The 21,394-nt window shown below is 69.1% G+C and carries 22 protein-coding genes; 11 read left to right on the forward strand and 11 right to left on the reverse strand.

Features of this window, described 5'->3' with window-relative positions:
• The first annotated feature begins 81 nt into the window (after nt 1-81).
• Nucleotides 82-957 (forward strand): LysR family transcriptional regulator, encoded by an 876-nt coding sequence (locus ACTOWY_RS10495; RefSeq protein ID WP_441309400.1) that lies wholly within the window; start codon nt 82-84, stop codon nt 955-957.
• 1 nt (nt 958) lies between these two features.
• Here ACTOWY_RS10495 and ACTOWY_RS10500 read toward each other — a convergent pair whose 3' ends face one another.
• The 7 genes from ACTOWY_RS10500 to ACTOWY_RS10530 form a co-directional block, all read right to left on the reverse strand.
• A complete protein-coding gene (locus ACTOWY_RS10500; RefSeq protein ID WP_441309401.1) occupies nt 959-1,741 on the reverse strand; it encodes an ESX secretion-associated protein EspG in 783 nt (260 codons plus the stop codon).
• Entirely contained in the window at nt 1,738-3,171 is a 1,434-nt protein-coding gene (locus tag ACTOWY_RS10505; RefSeq protein ID WP_441309402.1) for a PPE domain-containing protein, read from the reverse strand. The genes ACTOWY_RS10500 and ACTOWY_RS10505 overlap by 4 nt, the downstream gene beginning before the upstream one ends.
• Nucleotides 3,172-3,183: 12 nt before the next feature.
• Complete coding sequence (locus tag ACTOWY_RS10510; RefSeq protein WP_441309403.1) at nt 3,184-3,750, reverse strand: DUF3558 family protein; 567 nt, start codon at nt 3,748-3,750, stop codon at nt 3,184-3,186.
• 2 nt (nt 3,751-3,752) lie between these two features.
• A complete protein-coding gene (locus tag ACTOWY_RS10515) occupies nt 3,753-4,181 on the reverse strand; it encodes a hypothetical protein (protein WP_441309404.1) in 429 nt (142 codons plus the stop codon).
• Nucleotides 4,182-4,273: 92 nt separating this feature from the next.
• Nucleotides 4,274-6,391, reverse strand: coding sequence for a putative bifunctional diguanylate cyclase/phosphodiesterase (locus tag ACTOWY_RS10520; protein ID WP_441309405.1), 2,118 nt, complete (start codon nt 6,389-6,391; stop codon nt 4,274-4,276).
• Nucleotides 6,392-6,883: 492 nt separating this feature from the next.
• Nucleotides 6,884-7,693, reverse strand: coding sequence for an SAM-dependent methyltransferase (locus ACTOWY_RS10525; protein ID WP_441309406.1), 810 nt, complete (start codon nt 7,691-7,693; stop codon nt 6,884-6,886).
• A 14-nt stretch (nt 7,694-7,707) separates the two neighbouring features.
• The gene (locus ACTOWY_RS10530; RefSeq protein WP_441309407.1) at nt 7,708-8,514 is read right to left on the reverse strand and encodes an SAM-dependent methyltransferase; all 807 of its coding nucleotides are present in this window, start codon (nt 8,512-8,514) and stop codon (nt 7,708-7,710) included.
• Between the two features lie 92 nt (nt 8,515-8,606).
• Here ACTOWY_RS10530 and ACTOWY_RS10535 point away from each other — a divergent pair, with 92 nt between their 5' ends.
• Both ACTOWY_RS10535 and ACTOWY_RS10540 read left to right on the forward strand, forming a co-directional pair.
• Nucleotides 8,607-9,530 (forward strand): pentapeptide repeat-containing protein, encoded by a 924-nt coding sequence (locus tag ACTOWY_RS10535; protein WP_441309408.1) that lies wholly within the window; start codon nt 8,607-8,609, stop codon nt 9,528-9,530.
• 85 nt (nt 9,531-9,615) lie between these two features.
• Nucleotides 9,616-9,813, forward strand: coding sequence for a hypothetical protein (locus ACTOWY_RS10540; protein ID WP_441309409.1), 198 nt, complete (start codon nt 9,616-9,618; stop codon nt 9,811-9,813).
• Nucleotides 9,814-9,863: 50 nt separating this feature from the next.
• Here the strand turns inward: ACTOWY_RS10540 and purL are convergent, their stop codons facing one another.
• From purL to purS, 3 genes are read right to left on the reverse strand one after another with little or no spacing between them, the layout of a single operon-like run.
• Nucleotides 9,864-12,155 carry a phosphoribosylformylglycinamidine synthase subunit PurL gene (purL, locus tag ACTOWY_RS10545; RefSeq protein WP_441309410.1) on the reverse strand — a complete coding sequence of 764 codons (2,292 nt, stop codon included), beginning with the start codon at nt 12,153-12,155 and terminating at the stop codon, nt 9,864-9,866.
• Entirely contained in the window at nt 12,152-12,829 is a 678-nt protein-coding gene (purQ, locus tag ACTOWY_RS10550; protein WP_441309411.1) for a phosphoribosylformylglycinamidine synthase subunit PurQ, read from the reverse strand. The genes purL and purQ overlap by 4 nt, the downstream gene beginning before the upstream one ends.
• On the reverse strand, nt 12,826-13,065 hold the full coding sequence (gene purS, locus ACTOWY_RS10555; RefSeq protein WP_185000803.1) for a phosphoribosylformylglycinamidine synthase subunit PurS: 240 nt from the start codon (nt 13,063-13,065) through the stop codon (nt 12,826-12,828). The genes purQ and purS overlap by 4 nt, the downstream gene beginning before the upstream one ends.
• Nucleotides 13,066-13,219: 154 nt before the next feature.
• On the opposite strand from purS, the gene ACTOWY_RS10560 reads away from it, so the two are divergent.
• Entirely contained in the window at nt 13,220-14,215 is a 996-nt protein-coding gene (locus ACTOWY_RS10560; protein WP_441309412.1) for an NAD-dependent epimerase/dehydratase family protein, read from the forward strand.
• A 46-nt stretch (nt 14,216-14,261) separates the two neighbouring features.
• Here ACTOWY_RS10560 and ACTOWY_RS10565 read toward each other — a convergent pair whose 3' ends face one another.
• A complete protein-coding gene (locus ACTOWY_RS10565) occupies nt 14,262-14,774 on the reverse strand; it encodes a trypsin-like serine peptidase (protein WP_441309413.1) in 513 nt (170 codons plus the stop codon).
• A gap of 67 nt (nt 14,775-14,841) precedes the next feature.
• Between ACTOWY_RS10565 and ACTOWY_RS10570 the strand changes: the two genes are divergently transcribed.
• From ACTOWY_RS10570 to ACTOWY_RS10600, 7 genes are all read left to right on the forward strand, one after another.
• Entirely contained in the window at nt 14,842-16,635 is a 1,794-nt protein-coding gene (locus ACTOWY_RS10570) for a recombinase family protein (protein WP_441309414.1), read from the forward strand.
• A 312-nt stretch (nt 16,636-16,947) separates the two neighbouring features.
• On the forward strand, nt 16,948-17,247 hold the full coding sequence (locus ACTOWY_RS10575; protein WP_441309415.1) for an HNH endonuclease: 300 nt from the start codon (nt 16,948-16,950) through the stop codon (nt 17,245-17,247).
• Nucleotides 17,248-17,640: 393 nt separating this feature from the next.
• Nucleotides 17,641-18,171, forward strand: coding sequence for a VUT family protein (locus tag ACTOWY_RS10580; RefSeq protein WP_441309416.1), 531 nt, complete (start codon nt 17,641-17,643; stop codon nt 18,169-18,171).
• Nucleotides 18,131-18,718, forward strand: coding sequence for a hypothetical protein (locus ACTOWY_RS10585; RefSeq protein WP_441309417.1), 588 nt, complete (start codon nt 18,131-18,133; stop codon nt 18,716-18,718). The genes ACTOWY_RS10580 and ACTOWY_RS10585 overlap by 41 nt, the downstream gene beginning before the upstream one ends.
• Nucleotides 18,719-19,025: 307 nt before the next feature.
• The gene (locus ACTOWY_RS10590; protein WP_441309418.1) at nt 19,026-19,265 is read left to right on the forward strand and encodes a hypothetical protein; all 240 of its coding nucleotides are present in this window, start codon (nt 19,026-19,028) and stop codon (nt 19,263-19,265) included.
• Between the two features lie 191 nt (nt 19,266-19,456).
• Nucleotides 19,457-19,903, forward strand: a complete 447-nt coding sequence (locus tag ACTOWY_RS10595; RefSeq protein WP_441309419.1) for a phage terminase small subunit P27 family — start codon at nt 19,457-19,459, stop codon at nt 19,901-19,903.
• A 98-nt stretch (nt 19,904-20,001) separates the two neighbouring features.
• Nucleotides 20,002-21,384, forward strand: a complete 1,383-nt coding sequence (locus ACTOWY_RS10600) for a terminase large subunit domain-containing protein (protein WP_441309420.1) — start codon at nt 20,002-20,004, stop codon at nt 21,382-21,384.
• Nucleotides 21,385-21,394: the final 10 nt, after the last annotated feature.

The following is a 21,394-nucleotide window of genomic DNA, read 5'->3' on the forward strand; positions in this document are numbered from 1 at the left end:
AAGAACCTGGTAACGATCGCCGAACGGGCTAGTCACAACCGATCGGAGCCGCTCTAATGGCGCGGAGTTATGGACGTGCATATGCGGGACCTTCGATACTTCGTCGCGGTGGCCGAGGAACTGAGCTTCAGCGCGGCCGCCGAGCGGCTACACGTTTCCCAGCCCGCGCTGAGCAAACAGATCCGGCTGCTGGAACGCAGTCTGCGCTCGGCGCTGCTGCGCCGGGACCGGCGCAGCGTGGCGCTCACCGCGGCCGGGGTCGCCCTGCTGCCCAGGGCCCAGCGACTACTCGCCGACTGGGGCACCGCGCTCGGCGAGGTCGGCCGGGCCGCCGCCGGGGAGCGGATGGTGTTGCAGATCGGCGTGCACAGCAACCTGGCGCCCGGCCTGTTCGAGCGGATCTCGGCCCGCTTCGCCGAACTGCTGCCCGGCTGGCGGATCGGCGTGCACCGCAGTGACTGGGACGATTCCTCGGCCGGACTGCGCGACGGCCAGGTCGACCTGGCGCTGGTCTGGCTGCCAGTGGCCGACCAGGACCGCTACGCCTACCGGGTGCTGCTGGCCGAACCGCGCTGGGTGGCCCTGCCAGCCGAGCACCCGCTGACCGCGGAGGCCGAGGTGGCCTTCAGCGACCTGCTCACCGAACCGTTCGTGGCCCTGCCCGAGGCATCCGGCCCGCAACGCGAGTTCTGGCTGGCCGCCGACGCCCGCCGGGACCGCCCGGCCACGGTGACCGCGGTGGCCAACAACCTGGCCGAGGTCTTCGCCGCGGTGGCCGCCGGCACCGGCATCGCCCTGGTGGCCAGCAGCACCAGCGAGTCCAACACCAGGGAGGACGTGGTGTTCCGCCCGGTGCCCGGCATCCGGCCAGGCCGGCTGGCCGCGCTGTGGCGGCTGGGCGAGCAGCGCGGCGCGGTGAACGCCTTCGTGCGCGCCTGCCGGGAGGCCACCGAGTAGCTCAGCCGGTGCGGGCCGCGGAGATCAGCTCCTGCACCCGGTGCGCGATCCGCTGGTTGTCCGCCGCGCTGATGGACAGCCGGCCGCGCTCGCTGACCAGCAGATAACGTCCGTCCTCGCTGTCGAACCAGGACACCACGGTGGGATCGCGTTCCATGTGCGTGGTGTAGCGCTCGGCCAGGCTGACCGAGAACTGCCCGCCCTGGTGCCGGTGCCTGCTCAGGAAGTCCAGCGTGTACGCCTCATTGCGGCTCATCCCGGCGGCGACCAGCTGATCAACGCTGTCCCCGAACGGATCCAGCTTCTCCGGCCCGCTGGCCCGTTGCAGCCCGGCCAGCGGCGCGGACACCGGTGCCTGCCGCCCGGCCTGTCCCGGCGGCAGCGCGCTGACGATCGCCTCGGCCAGCCCGGTGTCCCGCACTTCCTGCAGGTGCACCGACTCGTCCTCGGTCTGCACCGCCAGCACCGCGCTCTCGCCCCGCGACACCGCGACCGCCAGCACCGGGGAGTCGGTGTACTGGATCAGCTCCACCGCCAGCGAATGCCGGGCGAGCAGCCCGAGCTGGTCCTCCAGCACCGGATCCAGCTCCCAGCGCGGCCCGCGTTCCCTGGCCAGCCGCCGCTGCCGCAGCCCTTCCAGCACCCGCAGCCGCAGCGCGGACCGTTCCTCCATGGTCACGCCGTGGCTGCGCAGCTTGAGCGGGTACGGCGCCCGCTCCAGCCCCAGTTCCTGCCAGGCGAAGTCCAGCTCCGTCGCGGTGAGCGTGGTCAGCACGCTGGTCATTCCCCGATCACCGGAGGCGCCACCCGCTGCCCGTCACCCCACACGTCCTCGGTCTCCTGGAGGTAGTCGGCCCGCTTGTGCTCCTTGTCCTCTTCCTTGCGACCCGCACCGGCGCCCATCGGCCCGCCGCCCATGCCCCCGGCGCCCGGTCCACCCCTGGCCCCGGCCGCACCGGCCCCGGCCACCGCGCCACCCAGCCCGGCGCCCGCGGCCCCACCCGGCCCGAAACTGGTCTTGCCTGCCCCGGTCCCGGTGCCCGGCGTGCCCCCGGCGCCCCCGGTGAGCGCACCGAGGATGCCCCCGGGCGCGATGCCACCCGGCGGCTTGCCACCGGGCCCGGTGGCACCCGGCAGGTTCGGCGGCGGCACCGGCACCCGCCCGGACGGCTTGGTCGGATCGCCCGGCTTCGGCAGCGGCAACGGCCGGTCCGGCAGCTTGTTCTTGTCGGGCAGTTTGTTCTTGTCCGGCACCGGCGGTGGCGGGAACGGCGGCGGCAACGGCGGCTTCGGCACCGGCGGCTTGCCCTTGGGCGGCGGCGGTGGCACTGGCGGCGGCAACGGCCGCACCGGCACCGGAATCGGCGTGATCACCGGCGGCGGCACCGGCGGCACCACCCGCGGCGGCTGGATCACCCGCGGCGGATCCGGCGGCCAGTTCGGCGGCGGGTTCGGCGGCCAGGGCGGCGTCGGCTTGGGCGGCCACGGCTCCCCGGGAATCCCGCCGATCGGCGGCGGCGGCGAGAACACCGGCGTGGTGGCATCCACCTGCCGCGAACTCGCCTCGTTGTTCTGCATCACCCGGATCGCGTTCTGATGCGCGTTGTCCGCTTCCTGACGCTTGGCCGGGATGTCCTGCACCGCGGACTTGACCAGCCCAAGCAGCCCACCGGACTTGAACGCGTCCCGCATCATCTGGTTCTCGTCGAACTTGACCGGCTCGGGCATCCGGTTCTTGCTGTCCTCGGCGATCAGCCCGAGGTCGTTGGTCCGGTTCCCCATGTACTGACTGGTCTGCGCGGCATCGCCACCCCACTTGGCCAGCTTGAGCGTGGCCTCCCGCGCCGCATCGCCGCCAAGGCCACTCCACCCGTGCTCAGTGGCCTTGATCAGCTTGTCCATCTCCTCGGAGGACTTCGCCATCTCATTGCCGAGCTTGGTCCACTGCTCGGCGACCGAGTAGACCTGACCAGGGTCGTTGTTGTTGGTGATCTGGTCATACAGGGCCTGATGCTCGACTCCGGCCCAGTTCCCGGTCTGGGTGAGCGCCCGGTCGGTGCCCATCTTCAGGCCCTCACGCAGCTCACGCTCCTGCGCGGCGACCGCGTCCCGGTCGTCCTCGGTCCCCATCACCGCCCGCCCGAAGGTCCCCTGGTCCGCTGGGTTGACCTTGGACTCGACCTGGCGGTAGTCGCCGTTCTGCGGCTGGGTCATGACATCCCCCTGCTACTTCTTCGGCATTCTCGGCAGCACGAAACCGACCATCTTCTCGGTGATCGAGCACACTGGCGCGGGCGTAGCCGCCTGGCGCAGGCTTGTCTGCACGAAGACCACCTCGGTCTTGTTGACCTCGATGTTCACCGTGCACAGGGTGCCGTCAGCATTGGGGTAGTAGTTGACCCGCCTGCCATCCACGGTGAGCTTGCGGATCCCGGCCTCGTCGGTGTTCGGCGGGGTACGCAGCTGGTCGAAGCCGAACACCGGGTCGATAGTGACGTTGCCGGTCACCGGCGACGGCTTGGAGACATCGCGGAACTGGCACTGACGCTTCTTGCCGAAGTCCTCTGGCTGGCCTGCCAGCAGGCCCAGCGAAGCGGCCTCAGTGTTGGTCAGCAACGCGCAGGGCAGGACCGCGGCCAGCGAAGCACCCGGACCGTCGCCGGTCGAGGCACTCGAGGTGGCCGCGCCGCTGGTCGCGGGGGTCGGCGTGCCCGCGATCGAGCCGCCCGAACAGCCACCGAGGAAGACAGCGGCCGCCAACGCGCCACCAACAACGATCTTGCTACGACTCACGTCTACTTCCCGTGCTTTCCGAGGTCGGCGGCGCTACCGGTGTCCGCGCCCGTGGTCGCCCGGATCGCCTCATCCAGCACGACCTGGGCCTTCTGCAGTTCATCGATGTACAGGTTGACCTGGGTGGCGAAGGAGAAGTCCGTGCCGCTGGCACGCTTGCTCATCTTGTCCGCCATCTGCTGGCCCACCCAGTGGTTGCCAAGCGGCAACGCCTGCTCAAGCTGTGATGCGGTCTCCTGCCACTTCAGGGCCCGCGATTCCTGCTCGGTGAGGGCCTTCTTCAGCTGCGCGCCTGCTGCCGGGTCGAGCTTGACCCGGCCCGCGCGGACGTCCTCGCGCAGCTGGTTCATCGCGTCGACCGACTTGTTCAGGCTGGTCAGGGCGGACATCGCCATGGCGGGGCCTGGTTGGGCGCTGTTCGGGTCGGTCACTGTGTTTCCCCTCCGTCACGCAGTGCGCGTCCACGGTCACCGTACCAACGACGCAGCACACCCACGGGTGGTTCCGTGAGCTGGGGAAATGTCTAGAGCAGGCCGTCGATGCTGGCCGGGGGTCCTGGCTTGGCGAAGAGCCAGCCCTGGCCGGAGTCGCAGCCGATGGCGCGCAGGCGTTCGGCCTGGGTGGTGGTTTCCACGCCTTCGGCGGTGACGGTCAGGCCGAGGGCGTGCGCCAGTGAGACCAGGGTGGCCACGATCTGCTGGTCGACCTCATCGCCCGCCGCGGCGGCGCGCAGGCCCTCCACGAACGAGCCCGCGATCTTGAGTTCGTGCACGGGCAGGTGGCGGAGGTAGGCCAGGTTGGAGTAGCCGGTGCCGAAGTCGTCGATGGCGATGCGCACGCCCATGTCCGACAGCGCGCACAGGGCGTCCAGTGGCTCGGCCGCGTTGCCCATGATGGCGCTCTCGGTCAGTTCGAGCTGGAGCTTGCCAGGGGGCAGGCCGGACTCGGCCAGGATCCGGGCCACGTCGCCGACCAGGCCGGCGTCACGGAGCTGGCGAACGGCCAGGTTCACACTGACGAAGGGGGCGGCCGCGCCGAACTCGTCGATCCAGCTGCGGGCCTGGCGGCAGGCCTGTTCCAGCACCCAGCGGCCGAGCGAGACGATCAGGCCGGTCTCCTCGGCCAGTTCGATGAACCGGTCGGGGCCGAGCCTGCCGAACTCCGGGTGCTGCCAGCGGACCAGCGCCTCCACCCCGACCACCGCGGTGTCGGTGAGCCGGACCAGCGGCTGGTAGTCCACGTAGAACTCGCCGCGTTCCAGCGCCGCGGGCATGGTCGCGGACAGGGTGAAGCGGGCCACCTCGCGGGCGTTGCGCTCGGAGTCGAACAGCGCCCAGCGGCTCTTGCCATCGGCCTTGGCCCAGTACAGCGTGATGTCGGCGTCGCGCATCAGGTCGGCGGGGCAGGCCACGCTGGTCGGCCGCTCCACGATGCCGATGCTGGCCGAGATGGACAGCTCGTGCCCGGCCACCTTGATCGGTTCGACCAGCGCGTCCAGCACCTGCTCGGCGACCGCGATGACCTCGTCGTCGCCGGTGGTGCCGTCGAGCAGGATGACGAACTCGTCCCCGCCCATCCGGGCCACCAGCCTGCCCGGGCCGGACACGCAGTCGTCCAGCCGCCGGGCCACCGCGACCAGCAGCTGGTCGCCGATGTCGTGGCCGAGGCTGTCGTTGATCACCTTGAAGCCGTCGAGGTCGAGGTAGCAGAGGCCGACCCTGGCCTGCGGCTCCTTGCGGGCGAAGGCGGTGGCCAGCTCGTCCAGGAACAGCGCCCGGTTGGACAGCCCGGTCAGCGGGTCGTGCAGGGCCTGGTGCACCAGCCGGGTCTGCAGCAGGTGCCGGTCGGTGACGTCCTCGATCATGGCCACCACGTACCGCGGCGCGCCCTGCTCGTCCCTGATCAGCGAGACGGTGATGTGCGTCCAGATCTCCTGGCCGTCCCGCCTGGTCAGCCGGGAGTCCAGCCGGACGTGGTCGCGGGCGCCGGAGGCCACCGAGGCGCACAGGTCGCGCAGGTCCGCCCGGTCCTGCGGGTAGAGCACGTCGTGGCCCTTGCGCTGGCACAGCTCTTCGAGGGAGTAGTCCAGCATGTGCTGCAGGGAGGCGTTGGCGTCCAGGAAGCGGCCGTTGGTGTCCAGGATGCCGATGCCGATCGCGGCTTCGGTGAACACCGCGCGGAAGCGGGCCTCGCTGGCCCGGCGGGCGTGCTCGGCGGCGTCCCTGGCGTCCAGCACCGCCTGGCGGATCGCCTCCTGCTCGTCCAGGGTCCGCTCGCGCAGCGCCTGGGCGTAGCCCGCGGCCAGCGCGCCCTGCAACGCGGCGATCCGGGCCTGCAGTCGCTCGTCCGGCTCCACCCGCAGCTCGCCGAGGAACTCATCGCCCAGCAGTGCGACGGTCCGGCTCAGCGTCTCGATTCCGGTGAAATGCGCCTGGACGAGCTGGAATCCGATCTCCCTTGCCGGGGTGGCCCGGAACGGATCGGCGAACAGCGCCTGCACCAGGCGCTCGGTGTGCGCGAGCAGCAGCTGCTCCGTCTCGGCGAGGCCGAGGGAGACGTAGCTGGTACCGGCGATGGCGCGGACCCAGCTACGGGCGAATCGCGCACAGGCCTGGTGGGTTCGGTCGGCGCCGTCAGTCACCAGCAGCCTTCCAGGGCGGAAAGAATCGCTGTTCGTCGCACTCATACCCATCGCCCGACCGCGGCACACAAACCAGACTGTCCGGGTCGCCCGCTGTCCTCCTGGGTCCAGTTTGCCGTGGTCACGGTCGTCGAGACGAGCCCCTCATCAACAAATCCGAAGCTGACCGGCAATTCCATGACCTGGCGCACACTCGCGAAGATCAGCGAAGTGGGAGCGGGTCGGCACATCGTCCTGATCCTCTCACTCGTCACCTGCGGGGATCATCGCTGATGGGGGTAATAACTCTACGATAACGCCACCAGTGGCGACACTCCGCCACCGCGGCCGGAAAAGACGGGTCAAGTTCCCCTGACGCGTGGCTGGATCCAACCCTTCCGCGCAGTTCCGTAACGGTTCGACGCCACGAAGGGTAGCGGTGTCCCGGGCCCGCAGAAAGCCCGAAAACCCGGGAATGATTCCCATCTCAGTCGTTTCCGCTGGCCACATGGTCTAGACCTTCTGGCCGACCGCGGCGAAGCCGGCGAAAACTGCCGGATCCCCCTCGTGCGGGGCTGCCGGGTCCGGTCGCCACAGCGGCAGCCGGACCAGTCCCGGCTCGACCAGCCGGGCCTGCCCGAACAGGCCCGCGACCTGGTCAACGGTCCGCATGGTCAGCGCGCTGCCCGCCCGGCGGTAGAGCTTCTGGTGGAACTCGGCCTGCTCGCCGACGCCCTCCAGGCAGGCGTGCGAGAGCACCAGGAAGCTGCCCGGCGCGACCGCGTCCAGGTACTGGCGGACCAGTCCGGCCGGATCGGCCTCATCCGGCACGAAGTGCAGCACCGCCACCATCAGCACCGCCACCGGCTGGGACAAATCCAGCAGGGCCTTGGTCTGCGGCGCGTCCAGCACCCGTTCGGGTTGTCGCAAGTCGGCCTGGACGATCTCGGAGAAATCGTTACCCGCGAGCATGATTCGGCTGTGCGCTACGGCAACCGGGTCAATATCGACATAGACCACCCGGCAGTCCGGGTCGAGTTCCTGGGCCACCTCGTGCACATTGCCCACGGTCGGTATTCCTGAACCGATGTCCAGAAACTGGCGTATCCCCGCTTGTACGCAGAACTTCACCGCCCGGCGCAGGAAGGCCCGGTTCGCCTGCATGATCATCGGCAGCTCGGGCCAGTCCTCGATGGCCACCCTGGCCAGCTCCCGGTCCACCCCGAAGTTGTGCGAACCGCCCAGGTAGTAGTCATAGACCCGGGCCGCGCTGGGCCGGCTGAGGTCGATTCCCGGTGGCACCCAGCCGTGTTCCTGTTGCACCGCGCCTCCCCGGTTCAGGCCTTGTAGCCGACGCCGGTGAACCCGCTGAGCTGTTCCGGCGAGCCCCAGTACTCGTCGTCGGGCTCCGGCCGCCACTGGGTCATCTGACTCAGCCCCGGCGGCAGCAGCTCGCAGTCGCCGAAGTAGGTGAGCACCCGCTGGCGCGAGCGCATGAAGATCCGGCTGCCGGTGCGCTGGTAGAGGTCCTCGTGCTGGGCGGCCCGCTGCGGCGCGCCCTCGCTGCTGCCGTGCGAGAGCACCAGGTAGCTGCCGGCGGGCACCGCGTCCAGGTAGCGGCGGACCAGTCCGGCCGGGTCCTCCTCATCGGCGATGAAGTGCAGCACCGCCACGAACAGCACCGCGGTCGGCTGGGACAGGTCGAGCAGCTTGGTCAGCTCGGGCGCGTCCAGCACGTCCTCGGGTGTGCGCAGGTCGGCCTGGATGACCGCGGTGTTCGGGTTGTCGCTGAGCATCAGCCTGCTGTGCGCGACCGCGACCGGGTCGATGTCCACGTAGGCGATCCGGCAGGCCGGGTCGAAGGCCTGGGCGATCTCGTGCACGTTGCCCACGGTGGGGATGCCGGAGCCGATGTCCAGGAACTGCCGGATGCCCTTGGCCAGGCAGAACTTCACCGCGCGGCGCAGGAAGGCCCGGTTGGCCCGCAGTGCCGCGGGCAGCAGTGGCCACTGTTCGATCGCCTGCCGCGCCTGGGCCCGGTCCACCGCGAAGTTGTGCGAGCCGCCGAGGTAGTAGTCATAGACCCTGGCCGCGCTCGGCACGGTGAGGTCAAGCTCGCCCGGCGCCCAGTTCGGGCGTTCCACAGTCCGCTCCCCTGTCCGGTTCGGGTGACCAGCGAGCATACGACCAGACGAAACTCGCCGGTGCCGCTTACCTGGCGAACTACCGCCGGACGTTGAACGTCCACTCGAATGGCGGCACGATCATCGCCGTGGACAACGGGTGGTGGCTGCTGGGACCGGGTATCGGCGGGTTCGCGGTGGCACTGGGGGTACTCGGCTTCGGCATGCTGCGCCGCAGGCAGGCGGTGGTGCTCACCGGCACCGTGCTGCTCGCGATGGGGGCGTTGCTGCTGGTCGGCGGGGGTTTGCTGGTGGCGGATCCGAAGGCGGGGCTGACCGAGGCGCTCAAGACCGGCGGGCTGGGCGCGGGGTCGGTGGTGGCGCTGTACGCGCTCTGGCTCAACGACCGGCGGCGGCAGGTGGAGGAGCAGCGGCAGCGGCTGGACACCAGCCGGGCCGAGCACGACCGGGAGCGGGTCAGCGACGAGCGCTTCGCCAAGGCGGTGGAGCTGCTCGGGCACGAGGCGGACCAGGTGCGGGTGGGCGCGCTGCACGCGCTGGCCGGCATCGCGCGCAGCCGTCCCGAGTACGCCCAGACCGTGCTGGACATCTACTGCGCCTACCTGCGCCGCCCGTTCGAGATGCCGGACGAGCGTAAGGGCGAGTCCCGCTACTCCCGCGAGGGCGAGGTGCGGCGCAGCGCCCAGCAGCTCATCCGGGACCTGCTGCCCAAGGCGGGCACCGACGGCCCTCGGTACAACCTGGATCTGATGGGCGCCACGCTGAGCAGGCTGGACCTCAGCGGCAGGCTGGTCGGCGGGATGCGGATCCAGGACGCCACCCTGTGGCGGGTCACCCATCTCGACCACGCCGAGTTCCACGGCAACGTCTACCTCACCAGGGCCACCTTCATGGGCCCGCTGAACTGGGACGGGGCCCGTTTCCACCGTCGCGTCGGCCTCGGCGGCGTGACCTGGGCGCAGCGCCCCGACCCGGCCAAGGCGACCTTCGCGACCCCGGACCAACCCTGCGGATGACCCATCGGGGGTGGTTTTTCACTACAGTCGGGTCACAACGGTGCGTGTCGGGTGGACCACAGAATACGAAAGAAGGACTGCGGCCATGCTCGAAGTGTTCGGGATCGTCGCGATGATCCAGGGCTTCGGCGGGCTCATCGCCAGCCAGGTCGGCGGCGAGGGCTGGCTGTTGATGCACATGGTCCCCGAGCACCTGCAACTGCTCACCGGCCTCTCCCTCGGCCTGCTCGGCCTGGTCCTGCTGCTCACCGCGACCAGCCGCAGGCGAGCCACCAGCCAGTAAGCGAAAGGGGAGGGACCAGTGGCCCCTCCCCTTGTCGCAGTGCGGGAAACTCAGTCGAACAGCGCGTGCAGCGTGCCCTCCCAGGCAGTGCGCAGCTCGTCAAGGCCCACCGTGAACTGGCCCTGGACCTGCACCGCCTTGGACTCGGTGTCCACCACGCCCACCCGGGTGCAGGGCAGCTCGCGCGCCTTGCACATCTCGGTGAACCGCAGCTCCTCGCTGCGCGGCACCGCGACCAGCGCGCGACCGGCGGACTCGGAGAACAGGAAGGTGAACGCCTCGGCGCCCTCGGGCAGCACGATCCGGCAGCCGCTCTCGCCGATGATCGCGGCCTCCACCACGGCCTGGATCAGACCGCCCTCGGAGAGGTCGTGCGCGGCGGAGAGCATGCCGTCCCTGGACCCGGCCACCAGCACCTCGGCCAGCACCCGCTCCCGCTCCAGGTCCACCGTCGGCGGCTTGCCGCCCAGGTGGCCGTGGATGTGGTTGGCCCACTCCGAGCCGCCGAACTCGTCCTTGGTCTCACCCAGCAGCAGCAGGGTCTCGCCGTCCTCCGCGCCCAGGCCGGTGGGGGTGCGGCGGCTGACGTCGTCGATCACGCCGAGCACGCCGACCACCGGGGTGGGCAGGATCGCCACCGAGCCGGTCTGGTTGTAGAAGGAGACGTTGCCGCCGGTGACCGGGATGCCCAGCTGCTTGCAGCCGTCGGCCAGGCCGCGCACGGCCTCGCTGAACTGCCACATCACGCCAGGGTCCTCCGGCGAGCCGAAGTTGAGGCAGTTGGTCACCGCGTACGGGCTGGCGCCGGTGGCGGCCACGTTGCGGTAGGCCTCGGCCAGCGCGAGCCGGGTGCCGGTGTAGGGGTCCAGCTGCACATAACGGCCATTGCAGTCGGTGGAGATCGCCACGCCGCGGCCGGTTTCCTCGTCGATCCGGATCATCCCGGAGTCGGCGGGCTGGGCCAGCACGGTGTTGCCGCGCACGTACCGGTCGTACTGCTCGGTGACCCACTTGCGGCTGCACAGGTTCGGCGAGGCGATCAGCTTCAGTAAGGTCGCCCGCAGTTCCTCGGCCGATCCGGGTCGCGGCAGCGTGTCCGGCACGTCCGCGATCAGCGCGTCCTGGGTGGCCGGGCGCTGGATCGGCCGCTGGTACACCGGGCCCTCGTGCGCCACGGTGCGCGGCGGCACGTCCACCACGGTCTGGCCGTTCCAGGTGATCACCAGCCGGTCGCCCTCGGTGACCTCGCCGATCTCGGTGGCGATCACGTCCCACTTGCGGCAGACCCGCAGGAACGCCTCGACGTCCTTGGGCTCGACCACCGCGCACATGCGTTCCTGCGACTCGCTGGAGAGGATCTCCGCCGGCGACATGCCGGTGGCGCGCAACGGAACCGTCTCCAGGTTCACGTGCATGCCGCCGTCACCGGCGCTGGCCAGCTCCGAGGTGGCGCAGGACAGGCCGGCACCGCCGAGGTCCTGGATGCCCACCACGATGCCCTCGCGGAAGAGTTCCAGGCAGCACTCGATGAGCACCTTCTCGGTGAACGGGTCGCCCACCTGCACGCTGGGCAGCTTCTTGCGCCCGGCGCCGGATTCGTCGCCGGAGAAGCTGTCCGAGGCGAGCACGGACACCCCGCCGATGCCGTCCAGGCCGGTGCGCGCGCCGAAGAGCATGATCTTGTTGCCGGTGCCGGAGGCGTGTGCCAGGTGCAGGTCCTCGACCCGCATCGCGCCCACGCACAGCGCGTTGACCAACGGATTGCCCGCGTAGGTCGCGTCGAAGACGACCTCGCCGCCGATGTTGGGCAGGCCGAGGCAGTTGCCGTAGCCGCCGACCCCGGCCACGATCCCGGGCAGCACCCGGCGGGTGTCCGGCGCGTCGGCAGGGCCGAAGCGCAGCGGGTCCATCACCGCGAGCGGGCGGGCGCCCATGGCCAGGATGTCCCGGACGATGCCGCCGACACCGGTGGCCGCGCCCTGGTACGGCTCCACATAGGACGGATGGTTGTGGCTCTCCGCCTTGAAGGTCACCGCCCAGCCGTCGCCGATGTCCACCACACCGGCGTTCTCACCGATGCCGGCGAGCATGTGCTGCTTCATCTCCGGCGTGGTGGTCTTGCCGAAGTAGCTCAGGTGCACCTTGGAGGACTTGTACGAGCAGTGCTCGCTCCACATCACCGAGTACATCGCCAGTTCGGCGTCGGTGGGGCGGCGGCCGAGGATCTCCCGGATGCGGGTGTACTCATCGTCCTTGAGGCCGAGTTCGCGGTAGGGCTGCGCCAGCTCTGGCGTGGCCGCCGCGTGCTCGACGGTGTCCACTTGCTGTTCAGTCGTTGTCACGCCGCCACCAGCGAGTCGAGAACGGACAGGAACAGGCCGAGACCGTCATCGGTCGGGCCGGTGAGGGCCTCGATCGCGTGCTCGGGGTGCGGCATCAGGCCGACGATCCGGCCGTTGGCGCTGGTGATGCCCGCGATGTCGTCGAGCGCGCCGTTGGGGTTGCCGCCGACGTAGCGGAACACCACCCGGCCCTCGCCCTCGAGTTCGTCCACAGTGGACTTCTCCGCGACATAGCGGCCCTCGCCGGACTTCAGCGGCACCAGGATCTCGGCGCCCTGCTCGTACCGGGAGGTCCACGCGGTGGAGTTGTTCTCCACCCGCAGCCACTGGTCCCGGCAGACGAAGTGCAGTCCGGCGTTGCGGACCAGCGCGCCGGGCAGCAGCCCGGCCTCGCACAGGATCTGGAAACCGTTGCAGATCCCCAGCACCGGCAGACCCTTGGCCGCGGCCGTGACGACCTCGCCCATCACCGGGGCGAACCGGGCGATCGCGCCTGCCCGCAGGTAATCCCCGTAGGAGAACCCACCGGGCACGACCACCGCGTCCACCCCGCGCAGATCCGCGTCGGCGTGCCACAGCGGTACGGCTTCGGCCTCGGCGTAACGCACGGCGCGCTGGGCGTCGACGTCGTCGAGGGTGCCGGGAAAGGTGATGACCCCGATCCGGGGGCTCATGACTCGATCCGGCGGACGGTCCAGTCCTCGATCACCGGATTGGCGAGGAAGGTCTCGGCGATCTTCGCGAGAGCTTCGTCGTCGACGTTGTCGTCGACCTCCAGCTCAAAATGCTTGCCTTGGCGGACGGAGGCGATGCCATCAAATCCGAGACGGGGCAGCGCATTCGCCACCGCCTGTCCTTGCGGATCGAGGATCTCCTGCTTGGGCATGACGTCGACGACGACTCGGGCCACGCGAATGCTCCTGGATTTTGCCGGGAAGCGGGACGAGAGGAGCCTACCTGACCTGCTTGTTCACTCCGCGCGCTCGATGCGTTACCGCTCTCACCGCCGTTCGCTCTGCGCGAGATCGGTCGCGGGCCGCGCGGTCCTCCAGCAGGGTGTGGGCATGCGGATTCTGGTACTGGGCGGGACGATCTTCCTTTCGAAGGCCGTCGCCGAAGAAGCGTTGCGACGTGGGCATGAAGTGGTCTGCGCGGTCCGCGGGGTCTCTGGACAGGTGCCAGCCGGGGCGGTCACCGCGGTGGTGGACCGGAGCGCACCGGAGGGGCTGGCGGCGCTGGCCGGGGAGCGCTTCGACGCGGTGGTGGACGTGGCGAGGATCTCCTTCCCGTGGGTGCGGGACGCGCTGGAGAAGCTGGCGAAGACCGCCGCGCACTGGACGTTCGTCTCCACCATCAGCGTGTACGCGGACAACGCGACGCCCGGCCAGGGCGTGGACGGAAAACTGGTCGAGCCGCTCGTGGACGACGCGGCCGGACTGCCCACCGCCGAGGTGGGTGAGCGGTACGGCCGGATCAAGGTAGCCAGCGAGAACGCGGTGCGCGAGGTCTTCGGCGAGGACGCGTTCATCCCGCGCCCCGGGCTGATCACCGGGCCGGGCGATCTTTCCGACCGGTTCGGGTACTGGCCTGCCCGGTTCGCCCGCGGCGGCCGGGTGCTGCTGCCGGATGTGCCGGGGCTGCCGTTCCAGCACATCGACGCGCGCGATTTCGCCGCCTGGATCGTGCTGGCCGCCGAGCAGCGGCTGGGCGGCACCTTCGACGCGATCAGCACCCCGTCCCCGCTGCCGGAGTTCCTCGGCGAGATCCGGGCAGCGGTCGGCACGCCGATCGAACCGGTGCCGGCCGATGAGGCCCGGCTGGCGGAACTGAAGGTGGCGCCCTGGGGCGGACCGCGCTCGCTGCCGCTGTGGCTGCCGCCGGACTACCAGGGCATGGCCTCGCACCAGGCCCAGCCCGCGCTGGACGCGGGCCTGACCATCCGCTCCACCGCGGAGACCACGCTGGACACGCTGGCCTGGGAACGCGAGCTGGGGCTGGACCGGGCGCGCAAGGCGGGGCTGAGCGCGGCCGAGGAGGCCGAGGTGCTGGCGCGGCTCTGAGCGGAGGCCCGCCCGGTCGATGGGGGTCGACCGGGCGGGCGGTGGCTCAGAGCAGGTTGCCGATCTTCGCCGCCACCAGGTCGATGCGCACGCCCTGGTTCGGGCAGCCGCCGAAGTGGTGCAGGCCGATCACCTTGTGCGTGTTGCCGGAGAGCACCGGCGAACCGGAGGAGCCGCCCTCGGTGTCGCACATGTAGGAGATGTCGCTCTGCGAGCTGCTGCCGTTCACCCGCACCGCGCGGACCTGGCAGTTGCCGCTCGGGCTCTGGTCGTCCTTGAGCGAGAGCTTCTTCAGCTTGCCCGCCGGGTGGCCGATCACGTACATCCGCTCACCGACCGCGGGCACCCGGACGTCCAGCTCCAGGAAGCCGAAGCTGGAGATCGCGGCGAAGTTGTTGACCTCGAACAGGGTGTAGTCCAGGCCGGCGTCGGTGCTGAGCACCTTCGAGGCGAGCACCTTGGTCGGCGTGCTGGTGGTGCCGTTGCAGGTGGGGCACTGGTAGTTGAACCACACCTCGATGCCCGCGGTGCTGGTGAAACAGTGGTTGTTGGTGAGCAACCCTAAAACTCACACCACGGCTCCCGTGACCAGCAGTTATGATGTCCGCGGGGGGAAGGGGAACACCATGCACTACGGGTCTGCCACTGACACCACGCCTGCGGGTGGGTGGGTCGCCATCCGGTATCACCGGATCTCGGACCTCAAGGACACATCTACGTCGATCGAACGCCAGGAGCCCAAGACCCTGGCGCAGATGCACGCACTCGGCGCCACTGAGCACGCCGTGTACGCCGATGTCGACAAGTCCGCGTACATCCCGGGCGTCTACCGGGATGACTGGGAAAAGGGGATGGAAGACCTTTACGCCAAGCGAGCCAACCTGTTGATCGTGGTCAAAGTGGACCGCGCAACTCGGCAGGGGATCTTGCAGGCGGCCGAAATTATTCGAGTGGTCGTCACCACAGGGTGCCGTTTCATCTCGATTGAAGACGGAATTGACTCCCTAGTCGAAAACTGGGAGCTTAGTCTCGCTTTTGCCGCACACATGGCCCAAAGGTCATCAAAAGACACATCCGGCCGCTACTCGGACGCCAGAGACCACCTGCGAAACCTGGGGCTTTGGATCGGCAGGCGCCCGTACGGCAACATCGTAACCTCAGCTAAGAAGCTGATTCTTGAACCATTCGAGTCCCAGATCCAGCGCAACTACGCGTCCGCCGTTCTTTACGGGGACAAGTCAACCGGCTGGGTCGCGGACAGCCTGAACGCCCGGGGTATTGACACCCCTTCGTGGGCCAGCAGGAAGCGCGCGGTCGCGAAATTGGAGCGCATTGGCGAGCCCGAGAAAGCCGCCAACCAGCGGGAAAAACCCATGAAGTATCCGAACCATTGGAGCGAGTCGACCGTTCGTTCCATGCTTACGTCACCCGTACTGGCAGGCTACATGCCCCACAATGGTGACTTCTGGCACCACGGGAAAACTGGCGACAAGGTACGTTGCGGCGAAGGCATTGTTTCACTCGGGGAGCTTTTGCAACTGCGGGAACTGCTGGGTATCCGCGCCGGGCAGTGGGAGCGTGCTCAAGTACTGCGGAACATCCCCGCGAGCCGTTCCCAGAAGACAGGGCAACCCGCGTCGACGGAGGCGACGGGCTATGTCGCCTGCCGCGAATGTGGCGCCGATTCCACGCCGGATTGGAAGACCAAGGCTGCCAAGAGGGCGGCACTGTACCGCTGCATGCGAAAGGCCGCCGGTGGGGATTGCATCGGCTCCGGCATGGTCGACCACGCCGTGCACACGTTCGTCGGCAACGCCATCGTCAGCCACATTGCCACGCTCGACCCGAACGACCCCAAGGTGCTTGCCCTGGCCGAGAGGTGGGAAGCGATCAAGAATCCGGGGCTCGGCCTGCGGATTCAGGAGATCGACGCGGAATTGGCGACGGAACAGGCATACGTCGACAATCTTGACGCCGAAAAGCTACGCGGGGTCATGTTCTCCGGCCCGCAGGGTGATGAGAAGTACGACCGCCTGCATGGGCAGGTGAACGAGCGGATTGCGAACCTGAACGCCGAGCGCGCGCAACTCAAGGTGGAGGCGAAGGTACTCGGTACCGGGTTCATCGACCAGATTGAAGCGGTCACCGAGTACTGGGAGAACGCCGGGCCGACCGAGCGCCGGGAGGTATACGCGCTGCTCATCCACAAGGTGTGGATCAGCAAGGCGCCGCGGAACGGGGCGAAGCCAACCCCGGACCGGCTGACGTTCTGGTTCGTGGGCGAGCCGGAGCCGGAGTTCGCCAAGGCGTTCCGCCGCCACCACAAGGTGACGGACATGCGAGGCAAGACGCGGCCCCCGAAGAGGCGCGGCAGGAACACGACCACCAGGAAGCGGCCTGACCAGGGCGAAGCTGCCTGACGCGGCGGATGCGGGAACGGCCCCAGTGCAGAGATGACAAGTTGGGGCCGTTCCCAGAACCCCTATAAATTTTGGTTTTGGTTTTTATAGGAGAAGTAGGAACAGGGGGCAACTATGCATCTCTACATCGGCCCCGGCTCTGCCTGCCGCGGTTGGTCACAGGTAGGTCACGGTCCTGGCGGACCGCCGCGTTTCCCCAGGTCCATGGTTGCGCCACAGGGGGTGTAGTAGGTGACGGCTACCGCACAGCACTGCGGTAGTTACGATCACCGTGTTCGTAACGTGCGAGGGGGTGGGATGCGGCGAGCCTGCATGACCTGCCCCCGGACCGCGGTCCCCGGCTCATCCCGGTGCACCGCCTGCGGTGGTGCTCGCCAGGTAGGCCGTGAGCGAGCGCGCCTAGCTGTGCGCCGGGCTGTGAACCGGGCGGGCGGGGCGACCTGCGCGACGTGCGGCAGGTGGCACCCTGCGCTTGCAACCCGGATCGATCACGCCGTGCCCCTGGTTGACGGCGGCAGGGATGAGCCCGGCAACGTCCAGGTGCTGTGCACCGCGTGCCACGCCGACAAGACGACCACCGAGGCGGCGGAGCGCGCGCACCGGCGGCGCTGACCAGGGGGAGGGCGGGGAAAAAGTTCAGCGCCCTGACCTGCGGAAATGATCCCGCCCCTCTCTGGACGATCCCTGAGTGCAGGACGAATTTTTGTTGATCTTCCCGCGTGGCCTGAGCTGCGCGAACAGCTCTCAGCGCCGAGTCCCCCGCCGTACAACAGCCCGCTGAGCGGGCCTGTGCGCAGGGTCAAAGGGCGCTGAGCCCGCCCGGAACCGAGCGCCAAGCGCCGTTTCCAGGCTGCATCACCGGTCCGGTGGGGTCGAGCGCGAGGGGGACGCGCTCCCCCGCCGGACCGGGTTCACGGCCGCGCGCGCTCACCGCGGAGGAGACCCGTCCACCCGATCCGGTCGGCGGGGCGAGCGCGCACGGCACCTTACATATGGGGGGCTGCTGTGGGACTGGCGCGAAGCGTCGCCGCGGCGGGTGCGTTTCTGCTGGCGTTGGTCGCCGCGAACGCGCTCACCGCGAACTTTGGATTAATCCCCGCCGGGTTCGGGCTGACCGTGACGGCGGGGACGTACTGCGCGGGGCTGACGCTCGCCCTGCGAGACGTGCTGCACGAGGTTGCCGGGCCGCGCGCAGTGGTGGCGGTGGTCGCGGTCGGCGCGGGGGTCACCGCGCTGTTCTCGCCGAGCCTGGCCGCGGCGAGCACAGCAGCGTTTGTGGTCGGCGAGCTGGTCGACCTGGTGGTGTTCGTGCGCCTGCGCGCCCGCGGCTGGTTGCCCGCGCTGGTCGGCTCCAACGCCGTCGGGGCGCTGGTGGACACGGCGGCGTTCGTGGCGTTTGCCGGGTTGCCGTTCACCGTGGCCACCTTCGCCGGGCAGTTCGTGGTCAAGGCGGTCTGGATGACCGGGTTGTTCGTGCTCGGGGTGGTGGTGTGGCGTGCTGTATCTCGGCAACGCCTCCAGTCCACGAATCCGTGAGGCCATGGCCGCGGGCGAGTTGGGGCAAATGTGTACCCCGGCGGAGGGCCGGACGCCGCTGCCCGGCGTGACGTGGGCGGCCGACAACGGCTGTTTCGGCCGCGGGTATCCCGGGGACGGGCGGTGGCTCCGGTGGCTGGATCGGCACGCCGACGCGGCCGAGCGCTGCTTGTTTGCGACCGCGCCGGATGTGGTCGGCGACGCCGCGGCGACGCTGGCCCGGTCGACACCGTGGTTCGAGCCGATCCGCGAGCGTGGGTACCGGGTGGCGCTGGTCGCGCAGGACGGGCTTACGGCGGCGGACGTGCCGTGGTCGGCGGTCGACGTGCTGTTCGTCGGCGGGTCGACGGAGTGGAAACTCGGCGACCAGGCGGTGCGGCTTGCGGCCGAAACGGTCGACCGCGGGCTGACAGTCCACATGGGACGGGTCAACTCGGGTCGCCGGTGGCGGTACGCCACCGGGCTCGGGTGCGACTCCGCTGACGGTACGTTCCTGGCGTTCGCGCCGGACGCGAACCTGGCACGGTTGCGCGCCTGGATGGTCTAGCCATCCAGGCGCGCGGGCGGGTGCACCTGACATCAAACGGGACGTTCAGGCACTTTCGGGTCTTCGCCGATGTACCACCGGATGAACGCGAGAACCGCCGCGGAACGATCAGTGTTGGCTCGCTGCGTGGCCGTCTCAAAGTGGTCCCACTCGCTCTGCGGGATGCCTCTCAAGCCTCGCACCGGGTGTTTGTGTTGGTTAGCCATGCCGAAGATTCTGCCAGGGTGGTTGACCACCTGGCAACCGATGTGCCACACTAAGGTGGTCAACCACCTGAGAACAGGCAAAACTGAAAGAGGACCACGAGATGCTGGCTTACGAGACCGCGACCAAGATGCGCGCTGACCAGATCATTCCGGGCGAGATTGTGGACACGCACTGTGGTATCGGTTACCTGGCTTGGGCCTTGGTCCTGCGAGTCCGCGTTATCGAGAACAACAACCCTAACTGTGAGGACCGGATTGAGGTTACGTTCGAGGGGGATGCAATCTCCAACACTCGCGTGTACCTTTCCAGTAGCCTCGTTGATGTAATCCCGATCTCCTGAAACTACAAACTCTCGCCGCACGATGGCACCCCGCAAGGAACTCTTGCGGGGTGCCTTGTGTTTGCCCACTACGTCCAGGCACCACCCACATGCGGCCGGACGCTAGATGCTCTGAGGGCCGTGGCGAACGAGGCTACGCGCCACCCGCTACCGCGCCCGTTGGTGTGCACACCACAACAAGGGGGTGAGCCGTGTCCCGTGCCAAGGCGAGCCCGTCCGGTAACCCGCGCGCCGGGGACGTGGCGAACGCCCCGGTGGTCCACACCGGCCGCGCACCGCGGGTACCTGCTGGGCTCGGTGACGCCGGGCGTGAGGTGTGGCGGGCGGTGTGGGCGGCCGGAGACGGCGCCTATCACCCTCAGACGGACCGGTGGGTGATCGCGCGGTACTGCGAACTGCATGACCGCCGGGTGGCGTTGCTCGCCCTGGTCGAGCGAGACGGGCTGACCGTGGTCGGCTCGACCGGGCAGACCGTGATGCATCCGGCGCTACGGCATGTGGAGAACACCGAACGCGAGATGCGCGCGATCGAGTCCGTTCTTGGGCTCTCCCTTGAGGCCCGGCTACGTCTGGGGATCGCGGCGAACACGGTCAAGCGGAGCACATTGGACGACTTGCTTGGGGGCCTGGACGACTGAACCGGGGGTGATGCCGTCTGCGCACGGAGGGACGACGCGTCGCCAAGTTCATCTCTCACCTGACGCTCGGCGGCTCCTACCTCGGCCAGCGCTTCCGTTTGCTGCCATGGCAAACCGAGTTCATCAACAAGGCGTACCGCATCCGTGCGGACGGGCGGCGGCGTCACCGAACCGTGGTGCTCGGCGTCGCCCGCAAGAACGGCAAAACCCAGTTGGCGGCGGCTATCGCGCTGTATCACCTGTGCGCCGACACCCGCGACTCCGCGCCCGAGGTGATCTGCGCGGCCAACACGCGCGACCAGGCCCGGTTGTTGTTCGCGGAGGCGTCGCGGATGGTGCGCATGTCGCCGATCCTGGCGCAGATGTGCACGGTTCTGAGGGACCGGATTACCTGCCACACCAGCGGCGGAACGTTCCGCGCGGTGAGCGCGGACGCCGGGTTGCAGCAGGGTTTGAACCCGACGTGCGTCATCGTGGACGAGTACGCGCAGGCGAAGACCTCGGACCTGTTCGACGCGCTGACGCTGGGTTCGGCGCAGCGCCGGGAACCGCTGTTCCTGGTGATCTCCACCGCCGGGCCGTACCCAGACGGGCCGTTTGCCGGGCTGGTCGACTACGGCCACCGGGTCGCCTCCGGCGAGGTGGACGACCCGTCGCTTTACCTTGAGTGGCACGGGGTTCAGCCTGGTGAGACTGTCGACCATTCCGACCCGGACGTGTGGCGGCGCTGCAACCCGTCCTGGGACCTGATGTCCGAAGAGGACTTCACCGCGGCGCACCGGCGCACGCCCGAATCAAACTTCAGGATGTACCGGCTCAACGAGTTCGTCCGCGGCGGCTCAGTGTGGTTGCCGCACACCGCATGGGCGGCGCTTGCCGCACCGGACAAGGGGTTCCGACGCGGTGATGAGATCGTGGTGGGGCTGGATGCCGCGTGGCGCAACGATTCCACCGCGATAGTCGGCGTTCGCTTGAGCGACCTGCACACCGAAGTACTCGGGCACTGGGAAGCGCCCCGGGATGACCCGCACTGGCGGACCCCGGTGGCCGAGGTCATGGACCGGGTGCGCGCGATCTGCCGCCGCTACCTGGTGCGCGAGGTCACTGCGGACCCGGCGTGGTTCTCCGTTCAGCTCCAGATGCTCAGCGACGACGGCTTGCCCATGACCGAGTTCCCGAACAGCGTGCAACGCATGGTGCCTGCGACGCAGGCGGCGTACACGGCCGTGGTCGACGGGCTCGTGTCGCACTCCGGGCAGCCCGCGCTTGCGCGGCACTTGGGGAACTGCGTGCTGCGGCAGGACTCCCGCGGCGAGCGGATCACCAAAGAGTCCCCGACGTCGCGGCGTCATATCGACTTGGCGGTTGCGTGGGTCATGGCGCTGCACCGGGCACAGCTCTACCGCGACGCGCAACGGCGTAGCGATGGGTTCCTGGTCGACGGCGACCCGTGGCGCGGCGACCTGGACGACGAGTGGTGAGGGGGACCAT

Origin of the sequence: Crossiella sp. CA198, from assembly GCF_052078295.1 — a bacterium.
Lineage (GTDB): Bacteria > Actinomycetota > Actinomycetes > Mycobacteriales > Pseudonocardiaceae > Crossiella.